Source organism: Mesorhizobium sp. LNHC252B00, assembly GCF_000502955.1.
In the GTDB taxonomy this organism is placed as follows: Bacteria; Pseudomonadota; Alphaproteobacteria; order Rhizobiales; family Rhizobiaceae; genus Mesorhizobium.
The window spans coordinates 158248-179474 of sequence record NZ_AYWO01000005.1; the positions used below are offsets into that span (position 1 = coordinate 158248).

Here is a 21227-nt window from a genome sequence, read left to right on the forward strand (position 1 = left end):
CTCCCCTCACCTGCCAAAACGCGAAAACAGCGAAACCCGCCGCGGCGGTTTCCGACCGTCGGTTCTCGTAATGCGCACCACCTGCTGCTGTTTGGTGCCCAGCCTTAGCTCGGCCGCAGCAAAGAGGCGATCGACGATGTAGTAGTTGCCGCGCATGCGATAGTTGACGAGCTGGTTGTCCCCGTCGGCTCCGACGATGAAGAGCGGCGGCGCCTCACCTTGGTCTATACGGCGCGGGAATTCGATATAGACCCTGCTGCCATCATCAAAGGCGCGCGTCGGTCTCCATGGTGGCGTGTCGCCGGCGATCGAATAGCGGAAGCGGATGTTTTCGAGTGCTACGTTCGAGGCCGCGGGCATTTCAGCCTCGGCCTGAGCGTTGCGCCGCCGAAGCGCCACGAGTTGGTCTTCGCTGTAAATCCAGGAGAGCGCCGCCATGGCAGTTTTCTCAGTGCTTTGAAGCTGCAGGTGATAGGATCGCCTGTCCGTCGTGATGACCAGATTGGTGGCAAGCCCCGGCGCGAATGGCTTCACCAGCACATGAGTGCGCTGGTCATCGCCTGAGCCACTAACGGTGTCACCGATCACCCAACGGACCGTATCGCCGGCTGAGACCGAGGTCAGCTTCTCGCCCCGCTGCAATGAGATATCGGTGACGCGCTCCGGCGCGGCGTAGAGCTGGTAGAGCGCGCCGTCGGCAAAGGGGTAAACCTGCACCGCATTGACATAGCCAAACTTGGTGGGTTGTTGCGTCGCCGCCTTGTTGGCATCGGCGACCTGTTCTTCCGGCGAGCGCTTATCTGGGGCGGGCTTGCCGGGTGCGGGCATCAACTGACCAGGCAACGGTAACGGTTTCGGCACTTCCACGACCTTGACCGGCTTCTCCGGCGCCTTCTCGATCGCGGCTGGTTTGAAGTCCTCGTGGTCATAGGAAATCTGAGGCGGCGGCACTGGCTTCGAGGCACAGGCCGAAAGAACCGCAGCAGACGCCGACAGGATCAAGGCAGCACGAAGCAATTGGGCTCTATTTGTCATTGGCGGGCTCCTTAGGGGAAACGGGGGTTGGCGCGGCGCTGTCGAGCTCGCGCGACCAGTCGATGGCGTTGATGAAGACGCCGAGCGGGTTCTTGCGCAGCTGCTCGGTTGTCCTAGGCGGGCGGATGAGGATGGTGAGGATCCCGATCCAGCGCGTCGTGCTGGCGAGGCTGCCGCGCTCGAATACCTGCTCGGTCCATTTGACCTGGAACGAGCTGTCGGAAGCCCTGACCACGCTGGTCACCTGCACTGACACGCTGCGCGTGCCGATTTGACCGAAAGGGTCGTTCGCCTTGGCATATTCGTTGAGGAAGAGCGCCGCTCGGTCGGTGGCAAAGTCGTAGGCCGACAGCCAATTCTGCCGCACCAGAACCGCATCGGTGGAAACCGAACGAACATTCTGGATGAAGCGGCTGAGATGCCAGGCGATCTGGGCATCGTCGGGCTGGTAGTTTTGGACTGCCGGCGCGACCGCGTGCGCCTCGCCAAAGCGGTCGACCTCGACGACATAAGGCACGACGCGGCCCTGCATCGACTGCCACAGAAGCCCACCGGAAAGCGCCGTCGTCAGAGCCAGGCAGCCAAAGGCCATGAAGCGCCAGTTCTTGGCCTGGACGCGCGCCGCGCCGATGCGCTCATCCCAGAGTTGGCTGGCCTTCTGGTAGGGTGTTACGGGTTCGGGCGTCTTTCCATAACGCTGAACGGGTCGCTTGAAGAGCATCTAGTCTTCCTTGTCATTGAGGGAGGGATTGGCGCCGCTTCCGCCCCGATCTCCATCGCGCACCGCCTGCGTGGCAGCATTGCGATGGGCGCGTGCGGTCTGTTCGGAACGCAGACGCCTTGCCCAGACCGGCGCGGGGTCAGAGGCTGCAGCGGGCGAGGTTCCTGTCTTTGACGCGGTCGGCATGCCGCCGGTCGCGGTCCAGCCGGCATCGCGACCGGCGTCGGCACTACGGCGGAATGGTTCTGCTGCGGATCGCATTCCCCGCATCGCGGCGCCGCTAGCGGCACTCGCAACCCCCTGCAGCCCAGCAGCTACCCCGGACAGCCCGGACTCGGGCGATGTCGCGCGCCCCGTTTGCCAAGCGACGGTGGCAGCGGACCCCATGGCGGCGCCGGCACGGACTGCGGCGAGGCCGCCGCCTGTTGCCATGCGCGCGCCGGCAAACGCAGCGCCTCCGGCAACGAGCGTTGATCCAGCTGCGGCCGCCGTTGTTCCAAGTGCCGCGCCGGCGCCAAGCTGCGGCGCGCCGGAAACGAGACCCGAGGCAATCCCGGGGCCGAAAATGCCGAGCCCAAGCAGCGCCAGCGCACCCAGCACCTGAGACATGGCCGCCGCCAGGTCCGGCTCCTGGCCCTGCAGGGCGGAAGCGAACTCGCCAAAGAGCGTGGAGCCGATGCCGACGATGACGGCAAGCACCATCACCTTGATGCCCGACGAAATCACATTGCCGAGCACGCGCTCGGCCAGAAACGCCGAGCGGTTCCAGAGCGCGAAGGGCACCAGGACGAAGCCGGCCAGCGTGGTGAGCTTGAACTCGAGGATGGTGATGAAGAGCTGGATGGAAAGAATGAAGAAGGCGATGAGGACCAGGAACCAGGCCAGAAGCAGCACGAAGATGGTGAGCGCGTTACCGAAGATCTCGGGGAAGCCTACTAGCTGGCTCGCTTGATTGAGGAGCGGCCAGGCGCCCTCGAAGCCGGCCGCGGCAATGCGGCCTGGCCGCAGGAGACTGTCGGCGGACAGGTTGCCGGCCGATGCGTTGATGCCGAGACCGGCAAAGGAGCGGTAAATTATGTCGGCAAGGTTCTTGAAATTGTTCAGGACGAAGGCGAAGGCGCCGACATAGAGCACTTTGCGAACAAGCCGGCCAAGAATGTTGGGCTCGCCGCCGAACGCCCAGACCAAGCCCGCGAGCGTGATGTCAATGCCGATCAGAAAGGTGGTGAGAAAGGCGACGTCGCCCGAAAGCAGACCGAACCCACTGTCAATGTAGCGGGTAAAGGTCTCCATGAAGCGATCGATGACTCCGAGGTCGTTCATGTCGCCGCCTTCCTCGTTGTCTTGAAGAACTGCCGCTCAGTTGCCGGGATAAGCCGTGCCGGTGCCCAGGAAACGCTTCGTCGTCTCGCGAGCGGCTTCCTCAGACTGCGCCTTGCGCGCCGCATCCTCGGCCTCGGCCCGGAACTGGGTCGCAAGCAGCGTCTGGATCTGCATCTGCTGCTTGGTCGAAAGCGCGATCAGCTGATTCGTAGCCTGGCTTGCCTCGAGGGCACCTGCCGCGCCCTGACTGCGATTGACGAGATCGGTAAGCAGGTCGCCATCGGCCTGCACGTTCTCGACGATCTGCGACTGCGCGCTCATGGTCTGGCGGAACGCCTGCATGGCGCTCTGCCAGCGCTCGCGCGCGGCGCTCGCCACATCGCTGACCTTGATGGTGGCGTCGTAGCTTTCCGGATATTGCTGGCGCCACTGGTCCTGCAGCTTGTCGAGATCGAAGCTCAGGCCGCTCGCCTGGGTCATCAGACCGTCAATCCGTTGGAGCGAGCCGGTAAGCCGGCCCACGGAAGAGAAATCCAGGCGCTGAAGGTTGCGCGCCATGTTCTGCAGCATGGTCGCCTGGTTCTGAAGCGACTGGATTTGGTTGTTGATCTGCTCCAATGCGCGTGCTGCCGACAGCACATTCTGCGTATAGTTGGACGGGTCAAACACGATGAGCGCATAGGCCGGCTGGACGTAGTCAGCCATCGGTTTGGCGATCAGGGAAACGGTGACCAGGCTAGTAAAAAGGCGGCGTCCGATCATGACGATTGCTCCTTGTTAGGTTGAGGAAATTGCTGGAGAAGCTCGGCAGCCCAATCCAGGCCGCGCGCACTGAAGAAACGGGCGGCAAAGCTGCCCTGCCCTTCTTCGGAAAGAATATTGTCGATCAGGGTCTGCGCGGCCGGGTCGGAGGCGCCGCAAAGCGCAAGAGCGATCGGGCCTAGCCCGAGCTCGAAGAGGCGATTGCCGCGGCGCGACTGCAGATAGTAGTGGCGCTTCGGCGTGGCGCGGGCGACCAATTCGATCTGTCGCTCATTAAGACCGAAGCGCTCATAGGCTGCCCGTGCCTGCGGCTCCACCGCACGATCATTGGGGAGAAAAATGCGCTGCGGGCAGCTCTCGACGATTGCGGGTGCGATAGAAGAGCCGGCGATGTCGGCAAGCGACTGCGTCGCGAAGATGACGGAGACGTTTTTCTTACGCAGCACCTTAAGCCATTCGCGGATGCGGGCGGCAAAGAGCGGGTTGTCGAGATAGACCCAGGCCTCGTCGAGCATGAGCAGCGTCGGCCGCCCGTCAAACCGGTCCTCAAGACGATGGAACAGATAGGTGAGCACAGGCAGCACAGCGCCTTGGCTGTGCATCAGCTCCTGGGTCTCGAAACACTGCACATCCGAGATGGCCAGCCGGTCGTCATCGGCATCGAGCAGGCGGCCGAATGGACCGTCGAGCGTGTAGGGCATCAACGCCGATTTGAGCGCATTGGACTGAAGCAGGACCGACAGGCCAGTCAGCGTGCGTTCCTGCGCCGGCGCGGTGGCGAGGCTGGTGAGCGCCGACCAGATTGCTTCCTTCACCTCCGGGGTGACGGTGACATTCTCGTGGGCAATGAGGCCGGCGATCCATTCGGCCGCCCAGCTCTGTGTGGCCGGGTCATCGATGTGGCGCAGCGGCTGGAAAGCAAGCGCACCATTCGCACCCAACGCATGGTGGTCGCCGCCCATGGCAAGCGCGGCGGCGCGGGCCGAATTGCCTTTGTCGAAGACATAGATTTGCGCGCCAGCGTAGCGCCGGAACTGCAAAGCGATCAGGGCAAGCAGAACCGACTTGCCGGCACCGGTCGGCCCGACAATCAGCATGTGGCCGACATCGCCGATATGGGTCGAAAGCCGAAACGGCGTCGAGCCGCTGGTTTCGGCGAAAAGAAGCGGCGGAGCGTAATCGCCGGTGACCTCGGCAAGATGCTCGTTCTCCGCTGGACCTGCCCACACGGACGACAGCGGCATGAGATGGGCAAGGTTAAGCGTGTGAACGAGCGGCTGGCGAACGTTGGCGTAGACATGACCCGGCAATGAACCAAGCCACGCTTCGACGGCGTTGATGCTTTCGCGAATGGTGGTGAAGCCGAGCCCGTTGACGATCCGCTCGACGGCGCGAAGCTTTTCCGCGGCGGCTTTACGGTTCTGATCCCACACCGTCACCGTTGTGGTGAGATAGCCGAAGCCGACATGATCGCCGCCCAATGCCTGCAGTGCTGCATCGGCATCGAGCGCCTTGTTGTCGGCGTCGCTGTCGACGAGAGGCACCGGTTCGTTGGTCATTACCTCGCGCAGAATAGCCGCGATCGATTTGCGCTTGGCAAACCACTGCCGGCGGAGCCGAGTCAGCGTCTTCGTGGCTTCCGCCTTGTCGAGTGGAATGAAGCGCGTCACCCAGCGATAGGCGAAATCCTGGTTATTGAGCGCATCAAGCATTCCTGGCCGGGTGACGTTCGGAAAGCCGAGAACTGTGAGCGTGCGCAGATGCTGCTCGCCCAGCATCGGCTCTAGGCCGCCGGTCAGCGGCGCGTCAACCAGGACGCCGTCGAGATACATTGGCGTTTCCGGCACGGCAACGGGATGATGGCGGGTCGAGATCGTGCCGTGCAGGTACGTCAGGGTCTCGGCATCGTCGAGCGCGCGCACCTCTGGCACGAAGCCCGAAAGAAGATCGAGAACGCGGTCAGTCTCGTCTCGGAACCGGGCAAGCTCCTGGCGCCAGTCTCTTTCCCCTCCCAAGTGATGCGAGTCGACGAGAGCACTTTCCGCGCGCGCTTGGCCATCGGGCCCAGGCATGAAGACCAAGGTCAGATGATAGATGCTCTCGAAATGCGCGACCTTGCCCCCGAAGGCCGCGCGCCGTTCCTCATCGATCAGCCATGAGGCAGCATCGGGAAGCGCCGAGCTCGGATAGCCCAGCGCTTCGCTGCGCTCGGCCTCGAAGAATAATGCCCAGCCGGAGCCGAGCCTTCTCAGCGCATTGTTTGCCCGCGCGCATATGCCGATAAGTTCGGCCTCCGTCGCGCTTTCAAGGTCGGGGCCACGAAACCGCAATGTCCGCTGGAAGCTGCCATCCTTGTTGAGCACGATGCCGGGCGCGACGAGTGCTGCCCACGGCAGATGGTCGGCAAGCCGGTCGGCTTTGCCGCGGTATTCGGAAAGCTTCAGCATGCAAGCCAGCCCTTTTGACGAAGATGACGGACAAGCACGCTGGCAAAATCCGGATCACGCCGTGCGGCAAAGACCGCGAGCGTGTGGCCGGCGATCCAGAGGATCAGACCGGCAATCCACTGCTGCAGGCCTAGGCCGATGGCCGCGGTCACCGTGCCATTGAGGATCGCCACCGCCCGCGGCGCGCCGCCGAGCAGGATCGGCTCGGTGAGCGCCCGATGGACCAGAACCTCGAAGCCTTCGATATGCTGCTCTCCGGTGCTCATCAGACGACTGCCCCGCCGCCAAAGGAGAAGAAGGAAAGAAAGAAGCTCGAGGCCGCGAAGGCGATCGACAGGCCGAAGACGATCTGGATCAGCCGGCGGAAACCGCCCGCCGTGTCGCCGAAGGCAAGGGTCAGGCCGGTGGTGATGATGATGATCACCGCGATGATCTTGGCGACCGGCCCCTGCACCGATTCCAAAATCTGCTGCAGCGGCTGTTCCCACGGCATGCCGGAGCCGGCAGCGTGGGCCTGGGCCGTGAGAAGAAGCGCGACGGCGGCGAACGAAAGAAAGCGAAGCTTCTTGCGCATGAGGTGACCTTTCAGAGCTGCTGGAGTTGCGGAAGTGTGAGCGGGGTGACGGCGTAATCGCCGCTGCCGTCGAGACCCGTGACCTCGGCGATCGCGTCAACGCGGCGCGCGGGTCCTCTTCCGGCAATAAAGATGACCAAGTCGACGGCATCGGCGATCAGCCGGCGGGGAACGGTGACAACGGCTTCCTGGGCGAGCTGCTCAATACGATAGAGTGCGGAGCGTGCCGAATTGGCGTGAACCGTGGCAATGCCGCCGGGATGTCCGGTGTTCCATGCCTTCAGCATGTCGAGGGCTTCCGCGCCCCGCACTTCGCCGACGATGATGCGGTCGGGTCTAAGTCGCAGCGTCGAGCGCACGAGATCACCAAGCGTGACCGACCCCCGCCTCGTCCTCAAGGCAACACAGTCCTCGGCTGCGCATTGCAGCTCGCGGGTGTCCTCAATTAGGATCACTCGCTCATCGCATTCGGCGACTTCTGCCAACAGCGCATTCGCAAGCGTGGTCTTGCCCGACGACGTGCCGCCGGCGACCAGGATGTTGCGCCGCTCACGGACCGCCTTCCTCAGCGCATCGGCCTGCAGCGGGAGGATGATGCGATCGGCGACATAGTTGGCCAGCGTGTAGAGTTTTGCTGCCGGCTTGCGGATGGCAAAGCATGGCGCCAAGACGATTGGCGGTAACAGGCCCTCGAAACGCTCGCCTGAGGGTAGTTCGGCGCTGACGATTGGGTTGTCCGCATGCGCCTCGGCGCGCACGTGAGAGGCAACGAGGCGGACGATGCGTTCGGCCTCGGATGGATGCATATGCACGCCGGTATCGACCCGGCCTTCTCCCAACCGGTCGAGCCGCAGCGCGCCGTCGGGGTTGACCATCACCTCGATGACGGTCGGATCGGCAAGGGCCTCGGTGATCGCGGGGCCCATGGCTGTGCGCAGCATGGCGCGGCGGCGGTGGTCGGCTGCGGGATGAGAGCTCATCCTTCGCCTCCATTGCCATTGCCAAGCGAGCGCTTCCCGGAGGCGATCTGGCGACCGACCTGCTCAACGAATTTGTCAAAGCGCTCTTGGGCAATCGCCTGTGTCGCCCGATCCGGGATCGGCGTGTGGGCATGAAGCGTAATCGAAAAGCGTATGAAGAGCGCCAGGCTCTCCAGGATCACCTCGACATCGGTTCGGATATGGTCGAGGTCGCGGGAAAGACGGTCGAGCCGCCTGCCGTAGCGCTGGTCGAGTTCGTTCTCGCCACGCCGCTCGATGAAGGCCTCGACCGCTTTCGCGACGATTGCCGATTTTGTGGTCGACGGGTTGCGACTGAGGGTTTCCAGCTTCGCGCTTAACGCGGGTTCGAGCAGAAACTGGTGGCGAATGCGATGCGGCTTCATGGGGCTCGTTCCGACTGGCCGGCGCTGATGCGCCGGCGGCGGCAACGAACATCGTCGAGATCCGCAAAATCGCTTATGGGCGTTATCTACGCCGAGATACGCCTGAGCTGCGGAAGCGCTTAGAAGCCGGGGATGATGTCCTTGTCGTCGCCCCTTCCCTCGTTGATACCGTAGGCGCTAGACGCGGTGGAAACCCGGTCCATGACGCGCTTGTCGGCGAGTGCCTCGGCGTCATCGTCCGCCAGATTGAAGAGGTCGTCCTGATCTGGCTCCTGAGAGACGACGACGTGTTCTTCAGGCAGGCTTGGATGACGCTGCTGTTGCACGCCGCCCTCTTCTTCGATTGCCGCACTGGCGGTTTCGTCATCGGCAGCGAGACGGCGGTCAACACTGCGGACCTGTCCGCTCCAACCGTCCGGGCGCGACGCAGGACAGTCCGCGTACAGACCGTCGCGCAACACCGGCGCCGGCAGCACCCGTTCGGTGAAATTCTGGTCCTCGTAGTAGCGGAGCTTGTTCGCACGGATCGGCGGCAATCCTGATATCAGCACCAGCTCGTCAGCTTGCGGCAACTGCATCACTTCGCCAGGCGTCAGCAGCGGGCGAGCAGTCTCCTGGCGACTGACCATGACGTGCGAAAGCCAGGGCGCCAGCCGGTGGCCGGCGTAGTTGCGCATGGACCTGAGTTCCGTCGCCGTACCGAGCGCATCCGAGATGCGTTTGGCCGTGCGCTCGTCGTTGGAGGAAAAGGCAATGCGCACATGGCAATTGTCGAGAATGGCGTTGTTCTCGCCATAGGCTTTGGAGATCTGATTCAAGGATTGCGCGATCAGATAGGCGCGGATGCCGTAACCCGCCATGAAGGCGAGCGCGGTCTCGAAGAAGTCGAGGCGACCAAGAGCCGGAAATTCGTCTAGCATCATGAGCAGTTGGTACTTGCGGCTTTTCTTCGGGTCACCTTCCAACCGCTCCGTCAGTCGCCTGCCGATCTGATTGAGCACCAGTCGCACCAGTGGCTTGGTGCGCGAGATATCCGATGGCGGCACCACTAGATAGAGCGACATCGGTCGTTCCGCATCCATGAGGTCGGCAATGCGCCAGTCGCAGGCCGATGTTGCCGAGGCAACCGTCGGATCACGATAGAGCCCGAGAAACGACATTGCGGTCGAGAGAACGCCAGAACGCTCGTTCTCTGACTTGTTCAGCACCTCGCGAGCCGCCGAGGCCACGACGGGATGGACCCGAGGTGTGTCCTCCGTGCCGAGGTGGTTGGTGGTCATCATCCGCAGCAGTGTCGCGGCAAACGAGCGTTGCGGATCCGACAGGAAAGTGGCGACGCGCGCGAGCGTCTTTTCTTCTTCCGCGTAGAGCACGTGCAAGATGGCACCGACCAAGAGTGAATGACTGGTCTTCTCCCAATGATTCCGCCGCTCCAGCGCGCCTTCCGGATCGACGAGAATGTCCGCGATGTTCTGAACGTCGCGGACCTCATCTGAACCCCTGCGCACTTCCAGCAGCGGGTTATAGCGCGCCGATCTCGAGTCGGTCGGATTGAACAGGAGGCAGAAAGAGAACTTCGACCGCCAGCCGGAAGTCAGCTGCCAGTTCTCGCCTTTGATGTCGTGAATGACGGCCGAGCCGGTCCAGGAAAGAAGCGTCGGAACAACCAGTCCAACACCCTTGCCCGAGCGCGTGGGAGCAAAGGCCATTACGTGCTCCGGCCCGTCATGGCGAAGATAGCGGTCCTTCAGCTTGCCAAGGAAAACACCGGCTGGTCGAAACAGCCCTGCCTTCTCGATCTCCCAAGACACGGCCCATCGCGACGAGCCATAAGTGGTGACTAGGCCGCGCTGCCGCGCACGCCAGAGGGAGCCAGCGATGGCGGCCGCGCAGCCCATGAAGCCTGTGGTGGCCGCAAGCATCCCGGCCGTGTCGAAGACCTCGGGCGCGTATGCGTCGAAATGGAACCACCACTCGAACAGTTGCCACGGCTTGTAGATCGGCCATCCGGCTGCGACAAACCATGGGGGTCCGAGTTGCGGCTGATAATCTAAAGTTTGGGCGCACCATTGAGTCGCTGTCCATACGCCGAGAATGACGATGGCGAACACAATGACTATCTGACCGACAAGGAGCTTCGTCGGTGTCATGGGCGCAGCCTCCGAGTTTTGTTAAACGGAAGCAGGATGGCGTGACGTTTCAGAATATTGAAGATACCCAATATACGCGCCCGTGCGATGCAGTGAACGTTGCAGGCTTGGAAGATTGGGGGCGCCAAGAAATGTCATCGCGAAGGCACGAGCGAATGACTTGTATGGGGCCGTGGAACGAACCCGCTGCGCGGGAGGGGTGCCTGCGGTTGAGGTAGAGATCAAGAACCGGTCGTCGCGCTCGCGTTGAGCGTCGTTCGGCTGGAGCAGAGCATGGCGGGCTTCTTCAACAAGGAGCCTGACCATGCACCATCCCGTTCTCGACGCACCCGTGAGCCCGCTGCGCCAGCGGCTGATCGACGACATGAACATGCGGCGTTTCTCACGCGAGACACAGCGCAACTATCTCCGCGATATCGGACGCCTGGCNTGCGCCAGCGGCTGATCGACGACATGAACATGCGGCGTTTCTCACGCGAGACACAGCGCAACTATCTCCGCGATATCGGACGCCTGGCCACATTCCTCGGGCGTTCACCACACACAGCGACCGCCGACGACCTGCGCCGGTTCCAGATCGAGCAGCAGGACGACGGCGTTCCCGTGCCAACGATGAACAGCATCGTGTCGGCGCTGCGCTTCTTCTTCACCCACACGCTCGACCGCCCGGGCCTGGCGCGCCGGCTTGTCCGGCTGGCGCATCCGCGTAACCTTCCCGTGGTGCTCAGTCGCGACGAGGTCGCCCGGCTGCTCAACGCCACCACGTGTCTCAAGCACCAGGCCGCGCTCTCGGTCGCCTATGGCGCGGGCCTGCGTGTCGCCGAGGTGTCGATGCTGAAGGTTGCCGACGTCGACAGCGAGCGCATGCTGCTGCGCGTCGAGCGTGGCAAGGGCGGGCGCTATCGCAACGCCATGCTCTCGGCGGACCTGCTCACGCTTCTGCGTGAGTGATGGAAGGTCGGACGTCAGCAGGGCGTAATGCACCGCGACGGCTGGCTGTTCCCCGGACAGCACGCGATGAAGCCGATCAGAACGAGGCAGCTCTATCGCATCGTCGTCGAGGCGGCCCAGGCCGCCGACATCGCCAAGCGGGTGGGGCCGCACACGCTGCGCCACAGCTTCGCCACCCACCTTCTGGAGGACGGCACCGACATCCGGATCATCCAGGTGCTGCTCGGGCACGCCAAGCTCAACAATACCGCTTTCTACACCAAGGTCGCGACCCGCACGGTGCGCACGGTCACGAGCCCGCTCGACAAGCTCGGCCTGTTCAAGCCGGGAGAGATCTCGCCCGACGGCTGAGCCGTGCGCACCTCGATCGAGGTCGCCGACATCTTCCGTGCTGCGGGCCACCCTACCGGGCCGCCCATGCAGGTCACCTGAACCTCGCCCAGCTCAAGGTCATGTCGGCGATCGAGTATTGCCGCACCGCAGCCCTTGGCGGTCACGTCGAGGCTTGCGAGGACTGCGGCCAATGGCGGATCGCCTACAACTCCTGCCGCAACCGGCACTGCCCGAAGTGCCAGGGCGCGGCCGCACGGACGTGGTTGGCCGAGCGCGAGGCCGACCTGCTGCCGGTCGGCTACTTCCATGTCGTGTTCACGCTGCCCGCCGAGGCCGCCGACATCGCGTTCCAGAACAAGGCGCTCATCTACGACCTGCTGTTCAAGGCGGCAGCGGAGACGATGCTGACCATCGCCGCCGACCCAAGACACCTCGGCGCGCGCATCGGCATCACCGCGGTGCTCCACACCTGGGGATCGGCGATGACGCACCATCCGCACCGCGCGGACCGCCGGACTCCACGGCGACGAACCGGGAGAACTCTCCATGACCCGGCATGGCATGCTCCAGCCTTCAGCCGCAGGCACTCAGCCTCCGGCAACGGACCCACGCGTGTCCATGGTGATCATCGACGCCGAACGGGTCGCGTCCGGCCGCGCGACCAGCCGACAACACCGCGTGGCCGAAAGGCGAAACGGTCCGTCCGCACCAAACCCGCCGCTTCCAAGCGGCGGTCGCGCCATCGCCGACACCAGCCGCAAATCGAAATCCCCATAACCATCGCCTGCGGCCCGCGCGTTCCTTCCTCGGGGACTTTCGTACGCCTGCCGGCGCCCGAAACTCTTCACGTAACCGGACTGTCAGGTCTTCGCGGCGGTTACGCAGAAAGCTGCCGTTCTACAGTCGACCCCTTCGGAGACGTTCGGAATTCCGAAGAGCGATGCCGGAAGCGGACGTTCAATTCATGCCTCAAGCGTCATGACCGCATCGGGCACCCAGACGCGTTCACCTATATCCTTCTCACAGAAGGCTTGCCGCCGATCAGACCAGATCGACGGCAATCGGGCGGAACAGATCGATTGGGCCCAGCACATGGCCGTCCGGGAGAAAGCTCGCCCCGCTGAAGCCAGTGACCCGGCGCTCTATGCGCGGGAGATCGTTGATCGTCATCGGTCCGTTTCGCGCGGTGCCGACCAGGTGTCGAAAGGTCTTCTCCTCGATGCCGATGAAAGTGCCTGTGCTCCGATCGAGCCTGAAGGGATCGTTCGGCACGGCGACCAACTTTCCGTCTTCGACCTTGAAGGGCAGAACGCCCTTGGGATCGGTTGGGAAATAGCCTCCGACAAACCGCAGTCCCTTCAGATTCGCCAGCAGACATTCCCACAGAACGATCTGGAAGCTCAGTTCGTCAGTGATCGTCGTACCTGTCGCGAGCGCGGCCGAGAGGACGGGCTGGCGAATCTTCGCAAGGCTCGGCGCATAATGGAGAGAGCGGATCGCGGCTGCAAAACCGCCACTTTCATCGAAAAAGGGGCGCTCGCCCGGAGTCCGCGGATCCTCTGCGGAGAGGGTCGTGAAGATGGCGGGGCTATGGGTGTGGACTGCCCATCGCATCGCGACGATGTAACCCTTTACGCTCAGCGCGTTTTTAGACCGATCAAGAACGCGCACCCGATTGAACTGATTGCGCCACGTCGAGAATTTCTTAGCCTTGAAACCGACCGCCTCGATCGTGCCCTTCGCCTCTGCGAGCGACACCTGGCCTGTCGACTCCACGCAGAAATAGTCGGGTGCATCTCCCTCGGTGCCGGGATTGCATTCGACTGACACGCCATTGGTCCAAGAAAGCGCGCCGTGATTGCGGACGTCATCGATCCGGGCGACGTGCGTGATATCGAGGTGCTCGGCCAAGAACCAGCGACAAAAGGCCTCGCCGAGCTCGTTCGAGTTGTTTTGCTTCTTCGTTTTGTTGGCGCCGAGGCCGTTCGGCTGGAACCGAAAAGCGGTGCATGGCTCCAGATATCGAACATGTTCGAACTGGGCAGGGTCAGGGTTCGGCGGTCCCTTGTCGTAGCTCTGCAGATAATATTGGTGATACAAGTCGGCTAGATCGACCATGATTTCCGGCACTTGACTCCCCGGCTTCGCTGGATTCCTGAGTGAAGTGGGCACCGCCGGAAACTTGTTAAGCGCCAGTCTTACTGATTTCTGCATGCATCCCCCCAAGGCGTGGCCCAGCCAACGTCAGACAGCGACATCACGCGCATTACGCTGTTGCCGCTTTCCATCCGCTATACTGCGATAGTGGAGGAAAGTCCTTCCTCGATCGCGTCTCAGGCTATTGTGCTCATGTGGCGCGCATGATCGACCCGGCCCGGGAATGCATAATCCTCGACCGAGCCTCCACGTCGTTCGAGCCAATGCAGAAGGCTGGCTCTCACGTCGTTGGTGATCTCGAACTGAACCGGCCGCCCCGTCTTTTGCTGAACAACGATCGCGCGGGTCCTTATCTCCGGTCCGGCGACCACATCGCGAATCCTGATTTGACCAGGTCACAGCCGCGAAGCTTGCTGTCGATTGCCAGATCGAACAGCGCACGGTCCCGAACGCGTCTCTCGTAATCGAGCAAAAAGCAATAGCCCAAATCTGCTTCTGGGTGAAAGGACGCTTGGTGCCGACCTTCTTCCCAGCATTCCAGGCTGCGTGCTGGCGGCTGGCATCGTGAAATTGAGAATGGCCCATGTGAATTCTCCTCGGCCGTGATTGGCCGAGAGAGAACCGTCGCAGGACACTGCCGCTCATGGGGCCGCAAGCAGACTGTCAGGTTTAGCGAATTGGGGTCTGGTGAACTGATTTTTGGGAGAACCAACAACCTGGTTAGCCGCCGGTAAGAATTCCAAAACCACCAATCTAATGGCATCTCATTGTAGCTACCAGTTTTTCATCGCCTCTTGAGATTTACGCGTATCTCATCACCCAGGAACCAACCACCTCCCTCGCTCCACGAAGAGATGATTCCGCGAGTCTCAAGCCATTGGACCAATGCACGATTTTCATCTGATCTTGGCAATCTTGGAGTGTGATATCCTGTCGTGATCTCAGAGAACGGATATGGAAGCGCCGCAAGCACTTCGCGCGCTTCGTCGACCGCCATAGTCGAGTGAAACTTGTTGAGCAGGGAAATCTGCGTCTCAACGGGCCTTGAATTCAGGATCAGTGACCGCGCTTTAGCCGCATCCATGCCGGATATACGAACGTTGGTGCGGTCAAGAATCGGGCCTATGAGTGCCGCTCGCTTGGGCAGTTCCGTTAGCCTATTCAAATCGATCAGGTCGATTATCGCGCGCTTATCGTCATCTGTTATGTCGGCTTGAAGGAGCTCTTCTCGGAAGACGTCGTCGAGACCGAACATTCCGGGATCGGTGAGATAAGCTTCGATGTTTTTTGCCATGAAAAGGACCGGCAAGTCCGTATTGGCGTCTAGGCTTTCAAGGGTCTCCTTTGAAAAGGTGATCTTGCGCTCCACTATGAGAATAGTATTCTTCGAAGAATCGAGGCTTTTGGGAAAATTCTTGAACGTATTGGGCAACGCTCGGACATATTCCCGGTAACTGTCATCGCTCAGTGCATTCGCGTTAACAAGGAATTGGCGTAGCGGCAGTGTCTCGGGACCGTTACGCAGACTATGCTTCAGAATTACCGCGCGCACATCTTTCCGATCAAGATAGGCCACTAGGATTTCCGCCGCGAAGCCACTGCCTCCCATGAACGAGATACAATTGTCCCATGTCGGCGCGATACGTCGCAGCTCAAATACCGTGGCGTGCAATTTCTCCGGAACACCCTCCAGCGCTGGCAGGAGAGCCGTCTGTCGACCGAGAAATTCACGAAGATTGTCTTCGTCAAGTCCCTCACGACCTAGGAGATCAGTTATGGCTGCCGCATCTTCTTCAGAATTGTCGTGAAGCTCAAGGAGCACGTCGCTAAGATAGATATCAAGATCGCGTTCGACCCTGGTGATCAAGGCAGGATCTGTGAGCGAACGCAGCGTAGTGTAATTGCGCTCGCGAAACGCCATGAGATTGGTCTCGCCCATGACCTCGCGATAGATGTGTTCCACATTGGCAATCGAGAGTTCAAAAAGGCCCCGTTTTACCATGAAGCGCACGATGCCGGTGAACTTCCCTATTGCCGGAAGGTCTCGAACCTCGAAGTCAATGCGCTCGAGGCGTTCGGGTGCCAAGTCAGGTGCAAGTGCCAGAATTTCAGGGAGTTTCGCCGCGACGAAATCAGGGAACTCGTCGCCATCGCGTGCTAGTGTTTCTAGCGCTCTTTCCGGCAGGTTGGTTACCAACTGTGTGATATGGGAAAGATTGCGCTTGCTGGCGATTGCCGTCGGAACGAACTGCCTCCATTCGTCAGCCAGGCGGGAAAGCAACTTGGGGACGGCGCGTCCCGTGGCGTAGTAGGCCTCTAAGAAATCTTCGCAGCCTTCGAACTGGGACGCGATGAACTCGAAAAACTTACGAGTCTGATCGCTGTAGCGGCTCGCCTCGTTTAGAAGGCAGTCAACCAATTTGACGTTAAGAACATAGCTTTGCCCGAAGTCCGCTTCGCGCATCGCTGCGATGACCTCATTCGGGTTGTCAATCTGAAAGTCGGGGTCGGGAGTAAAGAACGCCCGTATCTGGATCAGAAACTTGTTGTCATTAGGCGACAGCCGACCAGAATGGAACAGCGACGTATATTGATAATACGTATCGTCGAGATGGCCTTCTAGAATCAAGAAGCGAGCCAGCTCGCCCTTCTCGCCGAAGCCGTCGAAAAGATCAGTCACACGGTCGGCGCTTGAACGCACGAGTTCATTGAACTTGGCTGTTCGAAGTGTCGCGATCTTCGCTCTAAGCTCGCGAATCCGTTGCAGGCTCTCGCTCTTGTTGGCCTCAGATTTGCTTTCAATTTCCGCCTTGCGCTGAAAGTAGGTTTTCTCGCTATCCACTTCGTTCTGCAAGGCGGAGATATCGATCCGCTGTCGGCTATTATAGACATCGCGGCAGGTAATATGCGGAACTGCGATTAACTGTTCAAACGCGTCGTGCCCAACAAGCGAGTGAAGTGCGATCCAAGACTGCCCGTCAAGGCTGATGCTATTGACGTTCGCAGGAAGCATCTGAACGAGCGTCATCGCGTAGATTTGGCGCAATTCTTTCAGGTCAGAAGGTGTCTGCCTTTCGGCAACGTCAATCTTTCGTTCGATTTCCGCTATCTCTGCCTTACAGGCCACCTCCTCGTGCGCAACGAGTTCATCGTGGCGGCCCAGAATGTCAGCGAGATTGCCTTCGCCCCGGTGCAGTTGTTCGAAATCCCTGGGGTAGACGTTCTTATATATCAGGACCGCAAGAAGCTTGTTGGCGTTGAGAGTATTTTCGTCGTCGGTCTCCAAATTGGCAACGTAGATGGCGTATTCATTGAAGATATTCTGAATAAGTCTCAGGTCGTCTAGATACCGTGAGACCTCTCGAAGGAACTGTCGATCAAGACGACCGTCGAGTTCAAGCCTCTTTCCCTGCTCCAGCACCATATCAATCGAGTTCGAAGCGTTTATGATGGGAATAACAGGAATAACGAATTCGAAGAACTTGGTCCGGTCTGTATTAACAAATACGTCGTCGCGCAGAGCGTAAAGAAATCTAATAGTTCGTCTGACTCCCGCGTTCGCATTCACCAAGCCGTTGATTTCACGCAACGTCACGAATATTTCTGCATCTTCGAATCGGTCCAGATCCTCAATTATTACGAGATCATATTCTGTTGACTGAAAGAAGTAGATAATTTCATCCAAATGACGGTTAAGTATTGAGTCGAGATTGTCTGATGCTGGCCTTATTTCTATGTCTTTTAGAGAGATACTTTTGAGTGACAGCCCAAAGCTGGCGACATAAAAGTTGTGCAGCGCAACCCACAGAAAAAGCAACGAAAACCCGAATATTGTAAAATTAGGCCAATTGCTGAATTCGAGTGGATCGAAAAAGGTGCCGTTGATTATCGCTTCCCGCTTTGTGAATACGTACCAAATCGAAAGTAAGCCGAACATGATGCACAGCGATTTGAAGATCGACAAGACGCCAGGGGATTGAATTCGCTTAAAGCGCGACAGTGGAAGTTTGTTGGCATCTGCACCATACAGCATTTGCTGAAGTATGCTTCTTTCAATCTCCTGCCGGCTCACTTTGAGGCTTGGGGTGCTAGCTTCTTTGTCGCCTGGTGGGCTGGCCTCTTTCACGAACGCCGCGAGAGATATGTGAAGTGAAGGTCTTCGGTATCTTTTCAGGAACGATTGGATGATGCTGCTTTTTCCTGAACCATAAGGCCCCGTCAGCGCTATATTGTTCACCCTCGGGTCTGTCGTCGCGAAGAGCAAAGCTTCGGAATATACACCGGCCTTGTCAGCTTGGTCGGTCGGTGCAAGATTTACAAATTTTGCTTTTGTGACGGCGGGTCGACCAATACCTTCCAAGAAGGCGCCGAAACTAGTGAACCAGCCACCCAGCCAATTTGTTAATGTTGGAGTTCGTTCGCCCATAAGTAACCCAAATATCACTGATCCAAGCGGCAAATATCACTGAGGAGCCGGAAAACACCGACTTTTTATCTCCGAGAACTCCGCATTTGGGAATCGATCAATAGAGTCCCGCCGCCCGCAATCATAGCGGGAAGTAGCCATAGGCAATAGTCTCGATGATTGGCAGCTTTCGGGCGCTCACGGTATCAGCCGCAACGACCGAGATTGTGCGCGTTCCCGCCTGGCAGCTTTGGGGCCGGAACCGGAATTTCCGCTTTCGGTTCGGCCGGGCAGATAGCTGCCTTTCAGCAACCAGCCTCATTGTCGCCATCCGTTTATTGCTGCGAGAATGGTCGCTTCGACCCGCTCATTGAAATTTGGATCACACACCTTTTCTACCAGTGTCTCAGTCTAGTGTGCCCTATGGCCGCGCGATCTTGCTTTCCTTGCTAAACAATCATTATGCTGACCAGCGAGTGGGTGAAATCGCGGAACTAGCGTGTGCCGTCGTTCTGTAGCTTCCTCATATTTGAACCAAGTCAAACTACGTTGGTGATGTCCCTTTGTCGGCGCGTCGGTTGGACCGTTCGCTTTATTCCTGATCCTTCAAGACGCTATAAGTTTCACAAAAGCGGCTATTCTGAAGTTTCGCGACCTGGCGCTTTGGCCGAGTTTGGCTCTCTCGGAGAAGGCGAAACTCAGGGGCGGTTGTTGGTGGTGGAGGCTGAAGAGATCGAGGCTAACAACATCCTTCAACTCATCCGCGCCGCCGATGTTGTCATTGAAGGGTTCCCGGATCAGGAACACGGAAACACTGCGGGCTTCGAGTTGCCGGATGATGCGTCCGAGCAGGCAAGCATCTTCAAGAACATCTTCCAGACTACCGGGTTCTTTGAGCGTTTCTCGTTCAAGAGGGAGAGGCCGGTGGCCGTCGCGATGGCGGTCAACGCTTGGCCAGATAGGCGAATTGTCTATGCGATCCACAAACTCTCAAGATGCTACGAAACAGAAGCCATCACGCCCTGGTCGGCGCACCCACGGTTTGGACAGATCTTTGAGAAACATTCCGACGAGTTCTCAGACCATGTCCGCAGTTCGATTGCGATAAACCTTGCCTTCTCCGCTATCGAAGAGATGAAGCTGCAAGTGAAATCCAGCCGGGAAAAGCCGCGATGGCTGGACAACAAATACACGTGGAACCCGACAGTCTTGATGGACCTCAAGTCTCGACTCGACAGGGTTGGCATTAATCCAGAGAGAACCTTCGATTGGATAGTGAGGGGAGACGAGACCGAAATACCGATCGAACCGGTGCGCGACCAATTCTCAGCATATAGCGATGGAAAAATAGTCAGAGATGTCCAATTCTCTCTTCCTGACGCTATTCACGCATGCAGTTACTTACGGAATTTCGTGACTGCACATGCCTTTGGAAAAAGTACACAGCGTCTGGGGCCTTACGAAGTGTACAATGTCCAGCAAGTAGCGCGCTTTCTGATCCTCTCAATATGCGGCCTATTTAACGTGTGGACACGTGATCTGATGGAACAAATGGCACTCCAACTTAAATGTGACGAAAGTTGACCCGGCTGATTTTTGAGGCACCGAGAGCTCGCACGCAGCGGGCCATCCGGTGACAACCACCTCTGGCATCAGCCTAGCGGTATGGCTCGGAAGACGCTCTGTAGAACCAGTGCTCGACGTCGATCTGCGCGCGAGTCCCGATGAACATATGCGCCAGAACTTGGACCGGTGGATGGGCGCTGCCGCGCATGTGTCCCGGGCCCGATCTCTTCAAGTTTCCCAGACCTTCGCGCTCCCGCTGTCGAAGAATGTGTAGCCGATCGTGGAGCCTGCGGTCTTCTGATACTTTGCCAGGAGACCGTCCAGCGCCCTGAGCTTGTCGCCATCCGGTTTGTAGACGCCGAAGTAGATGTGCTTGGTCTCAGACCCGAAAATGGCGCGGTAAATGTGAGCGTCGTTCTCGTCAGCGCTATGTCCGTATATGAACGTCACCGCGGAATTGCCCCTGAGGATGTCGAGGCAATGGCGGAGGTAGGCGACTGAGTTAATCCTGCGCATCTTCTGGGTGCTCGTGCCTTCCGCAACGTAGACCGGGAACTTGCCGCGCTTGGCGATCTCGTCAGTGATCGTGGCGATGACTCCAGAACCAGTGTCGACTGCCTTCATTATCTCTCCTGCTCCGCTCTCAAAGAGATGGAGGCCGCCGTGCAGGTTGTAGAGATGGCAGTATGCGTCCTCCGAGAAGGGGCCGTGGAAGGAGCCAGCAGTCTTACCCAACCCGAATCCGTCCCGGAGAAGCCGCTTCTCAAGATTCACCCAGTAAAGCAGAAGATCATAGTTCAGCGAGAACACGGTGGAGAAGCAAGACAAGAAGTCTGCGCTGCTCGTGTATTTCGAACCTAGATCCTCCCGGTGCTTGGGGTGTGTCGCGTTGACTGCCTCCACCAGTGCCTCTCGCACCTTCCGGGCATCCCCCCTCGATCTCGGCGGCATGGGCGGCGTTCCCGTACGCCCGCTCCACCAGCACCGCCCCTTCTAGAGCGCGCACCACGGCCTCGAAGTCGACCGTCGCGAGAGCGTCGAAGAGATCGCGCACCGGAGTGCCGGCGGCGAGGCCAGACTTGTCGAGGAGATTGCGGTAGCTGAAGTATTGAGCGGAGAAGCCATTGCCGAGCAGCAAGGCGCGATCCTCGCCCTCCGTCCGCTTCATGGCATCATCAAAATCGATCACGTCCGGCATCGCGTACTCGCTCCAAGTTGGGATCTTTTATTCTGTGCCACGCTTTTGACCAGTCAGGTGGCATGCGAACAACCGATTTATCAGTGAGATGGTGTGAGTGGGCCGGATTGCTGCCCGTCCGGTTTCGTCATGATTCGGCAATAAGCTGCCGCTCCGATAGCGACCGCCTGGCGAAAAGACCGGGCCGCCTGTTACGGACGGCTTTCAATGTCGCGGGGAAT

15 protein-coding genes and 2 pseudogenes are annotated in these 21227 nt (G+C 59.6%); 3 read left to right on the forward strand and 14 right to left on the reverse strand.

The annotated features are described in order from the left end of the window. Window positions 1-6: 6 nt before the first annotated feature. From trbG to X744_RS160560, 10 genes are all read right to left on the reverse strand, one after another. Window positions 7-1035, reverse strand: coding sequence for a P-type conjugative transfer protein TrbG (gene trbG, locus X744_RS160605; RefSeq protein ID WP_031259890.1), 1029 nt, complete (start codon window positions 1033-1035; stop codon window positions 7-9). Continuing rightward, window positions 1025-1756 (reverse strand): conjugal transfer protein TrbF, encoded by a 732-nt coding sequence (gene trbF, locus X744_RS160600; protein WP_023697329.1) that lies wholly within the window; start codon window positions 1754-1756, stop codon window positions 1025-1027. The genes trbG and trbF overlap by 11 nt, the downstream gene beginning before the upstream one ends. After that, complete coding sequence (gene trbL, locus X744_RS160595) at window positions 1757-3079, reverse strand: P-type conjugative transfer protein TrbL (protein WP_023758418.1); 1323 nt, start codon at window positions 3077-3079, stop codon at window positions 1757-1759. It lies immediately after the preceding gene. Window positions 3080-3115: 36 nt separating this feature from the next. Continuing rightward, complete coding sequence (gene trbJ, locus X744_RS160590) at window positions 3116-3841, reverse strand: P-type conjugative transfer protein TrbJ (protein WP_023758419.1); 726 nt, start codon at window positions 3839-3841, stop codon at window positions 3116-3118. Then, the gene (trbE, locus tag X744_RS160585; protein WP_023758420.1) at window positions 3838-6288 is read right to left on the reverse strand and encodes a conjugal transfer protein TrbE; all 2451 of its coding nucleotides are present in this window, start codon (window positions 6286-6288) and stop codon (window positions 3838-3840) included. Before trbE ends, trbJ begins: the two co-directional genes overlap by 4 nt. Further along, on the reverse strand, window positions 6282-6554 hold the full coding sequence (locus tag X744_RS160580) for a VirB3 family type IV secretion system protein (protein WP_023758421.1): 273 nt from the start codon (window positions 6552-6554) through the stop codon (window positions 6282-6284). The genes trbE and X744_RS160580 overlap by 7 nt, the downstream gene beginning before the upstream one ends. Further along, complete coding sequence (locus X744_RS160575) at window positions 6554-6862, reverse strand: TrbC/VirB2 family protein (RefSeq protein WP_023689362.1); 309 nt, start codon at window positions 6860-6862, stop codon at window positions 6554-6556. Before X744_RS160575 ends, X744_RS160580 begins: the two co-directional genes overlap by 1 nt. 11 nt (window positions 6863-6873) lie before the next feature. Continuing rightward, window positions 6874-7842 carry a P-type conjugative transfer ATPase TrbB gene (gene trbB, locus X744_RS160570; RefSeq protein ID WP_023753799.1) on the reverse strand — a complete coding sequence of 323 codons (969 nt, stop codon included), beginning with the start codon at window positions 7840-7842 and terminating at the stop codon, window positions 6874-6876. Then, entirely contained in the window at window positions 7839-8246 is a 408-nt protein-coding gene (locus X744_RS160565; protein ID WP_023758422.1) for a hypothetical protein, read from the reverse strand. Before X744_RS160565 ends, trbB begins: the two co-directional genes overlap by 4 nt. Before the next feature lie 119 nt (window positions 8247-8365). Continuing rightward, window positions 8366-10396: a conjugal transfer protein TraG gene (locus X744_RS160560; protein WP_023758423.1), complete on the reverse strand. Its 2031-nt coding sequence runs from the start codon at window positions 10394-10396 to the stop codon at window positions 8366-8368. Window positions 10397-10700: 304 nt separating this feature from the next. Between X744_RS160560 and X744_RS1000000173495 the strand changes: the two are divergent. Both X744_RS1000000173495 and X744_RS1000000171760 read left to right on the forward strand, forming a co-directional pair. Further along, window positions 10701-11698: pseudogene (locus tag X744_RS1000000173495) on the forward strand (tyrosine-type recombinase/integrase). A gap of 3 nt (window positions 11699-11701) precedes the next feature. After that, window positions 11702-12180, forward strand: a pseudogene (locus X744_RS1000000171760) (transposase zinc-binding domain-containing protein); the annotation flags it as partial. Between the two features lie 541 nt (window positions 12181-12721). Here the strand turns inward: X744_RS1000000171760 and X744_RS160550 are convergent. Both X744_RS160550 and X744_RS160545 read right to left on the reverse strand, forming a co-directional pair. Further along, window positions 12722-13894 (reverse strand): hypothetical protein, encoded by a 1173-nt coding sequence (locus X744_RS160550; RefSeq protein WP_156938500.1) that lies wholly within the window; start codon window positions 13892-13894, stop codon window positions 12722-12724. 727 nt (window positions 13895-14621) lie between these two features. Next, window positions 14622-18263, reverse strand: a complete 3642-nt coding sequence (locus X744_RS160545; RefSeq protein ID WP_023758427.1) for a DNA-binding protein — start codon at window positions 18261-18263, stop codon at window positions 14622-14624. A 642-nt stretch (window positions 18264-18905) separates the two neighbouring features. Here X744_RS160545 and X744_RS160540 point away from each other — a divergent pair. Beyond that, window positions 18906-19826: a hypothetical protein gene (locus X744_RS160540; protein ID WP_023758429.1), complete on the forward strand. Its 921-nt coding sequence runs from the start codon at window positions 18906-18908 to the stop codon at window positions 19824-19826. 210 nt (window positions 19827-20036) lie between these two features. On the opposite strand, the gene X744_RS160535 is transcribed toward X744_RS160540, so the two are convergent. Both X744_RS160535 and X744_RS1000000175955 read right to left on the reverse strand, forming a co-directional pair. Next, window positions 20037-20711, reverse strand: coding sequence for a DUF4917 family protein (locus tag X744_RS160535; protein ID WP_198032198.1), 675 nt, complete (start codon window positions 20709-20711; stop codon window positions 20037-20039). Continuing rightward, window positions 20599-21006 carry a DUF4917 family protein gene (locus tag X744_RS1000000175955; protein ID WP_023758431.1) on the reverse strand — a complete coding sequence of 136 codons (408 nt, stop codon included), beginning with the start codon at window positions 21004-21006 and terminating at the stop codon, window positions 20599-20601. The genes X744_RS160535 and X744_RS1000000175955 overlap by 113 nt, the downstream gene beginning before the upstream one ends. Window positions 21007-21227 lie beyond the last annotated feature (221 nt).

Bases quoted from the DNA above. Each gene is read 5' to 3' on its own strand.
- X744_RS160575 (WP_023689362.1), bottom strand. From the start codon at position 6,862: ATGCGCAAGAAGCTTCGCTTTCTTTCGTTCGCCGCCGTCGCGCTTCTT.
- X744_RS1000000175955 (WP_023758431.1), bottom strand. From the start codon at position 21,006: ATGCCGGACGTGATCGATTTTGATGATGCCATGAAGCGGACGGAGGGC.
- X744_RS160580 (WP_023758421.1), bottom strand. From the start codon at position 6,554: ATGAGCACCGGAGAGCAGCATATCGAAGGCTTCGAGGTTCTGGTCCAT.
- trbE (WP_023758420.1), bottom strand. From the start codon at position 6,288: ATGCTGAAGCTTTCCGAATACCGCGGCAAAGCCGACCGGCTTGCCGAC.
- trbF (WP_023697329.1), bottom strand. From the start codon at position 1,756: ATGCTCTTCAAGCGACCCGTTCAGCGTTATGGAAAGACGCCCGAACCC.
- X744_RS160545 (WP_023758427.1), bottom strand. From the start codon at position 18,263: ATGGGCGAACGAACTCCAACATTAACAAATTGGCTGGGTGGCTGGTTC.
- X744_RS160550 (WP_156938500.1), bottom strand. From the start codon at position 13,894: ATGCAGAAATCAGTAAGACTGGCGCTTAACAAGTTTCCGGCGGTGCCC.
- trbB (WP_023753799.1), bottom strand. From the start codon at position 7,842: ATGAGCTCTCATCCCGCAGCCGACCACCGCCGCCGCGCCATGCTGCGC.
- trbL (WP_023758418.1), bottom strand. From the start codon at position 3,079: ATGAACGACCTCGGAGTCATCGATCGCTTCATGGAGACCTTTACCCGC.
- X744_RS160565 (WP_023758422.1), bottom strand. From the start codon at position 8,246: ATGAAGCCGCATCGCATTCGCCACCAGTTTCTGCTCGAACCCGCGTTA.
- trbJ (WP_023758419.1), bottom strand. From the start codon at position 3,841: ATGATCGGACGCCGCCTTTTTACTAGCCTGGTCACCGTTTCCCTGATC.
- X744_RS160560 (WP_023758423.1), bottom strand. From the start codon at position 10,396: ATGACACCGACGAAGCTCCTTGTCGGTCAGATAGTCATTGTGTTCGCC.
- trbG (WP_031259890.1), bottom strand. From the start codon at position 1,035: ATGACAAATAGAGCCCAATTGCTTCGTGCTGCCTTGATCCTGTCGGCG.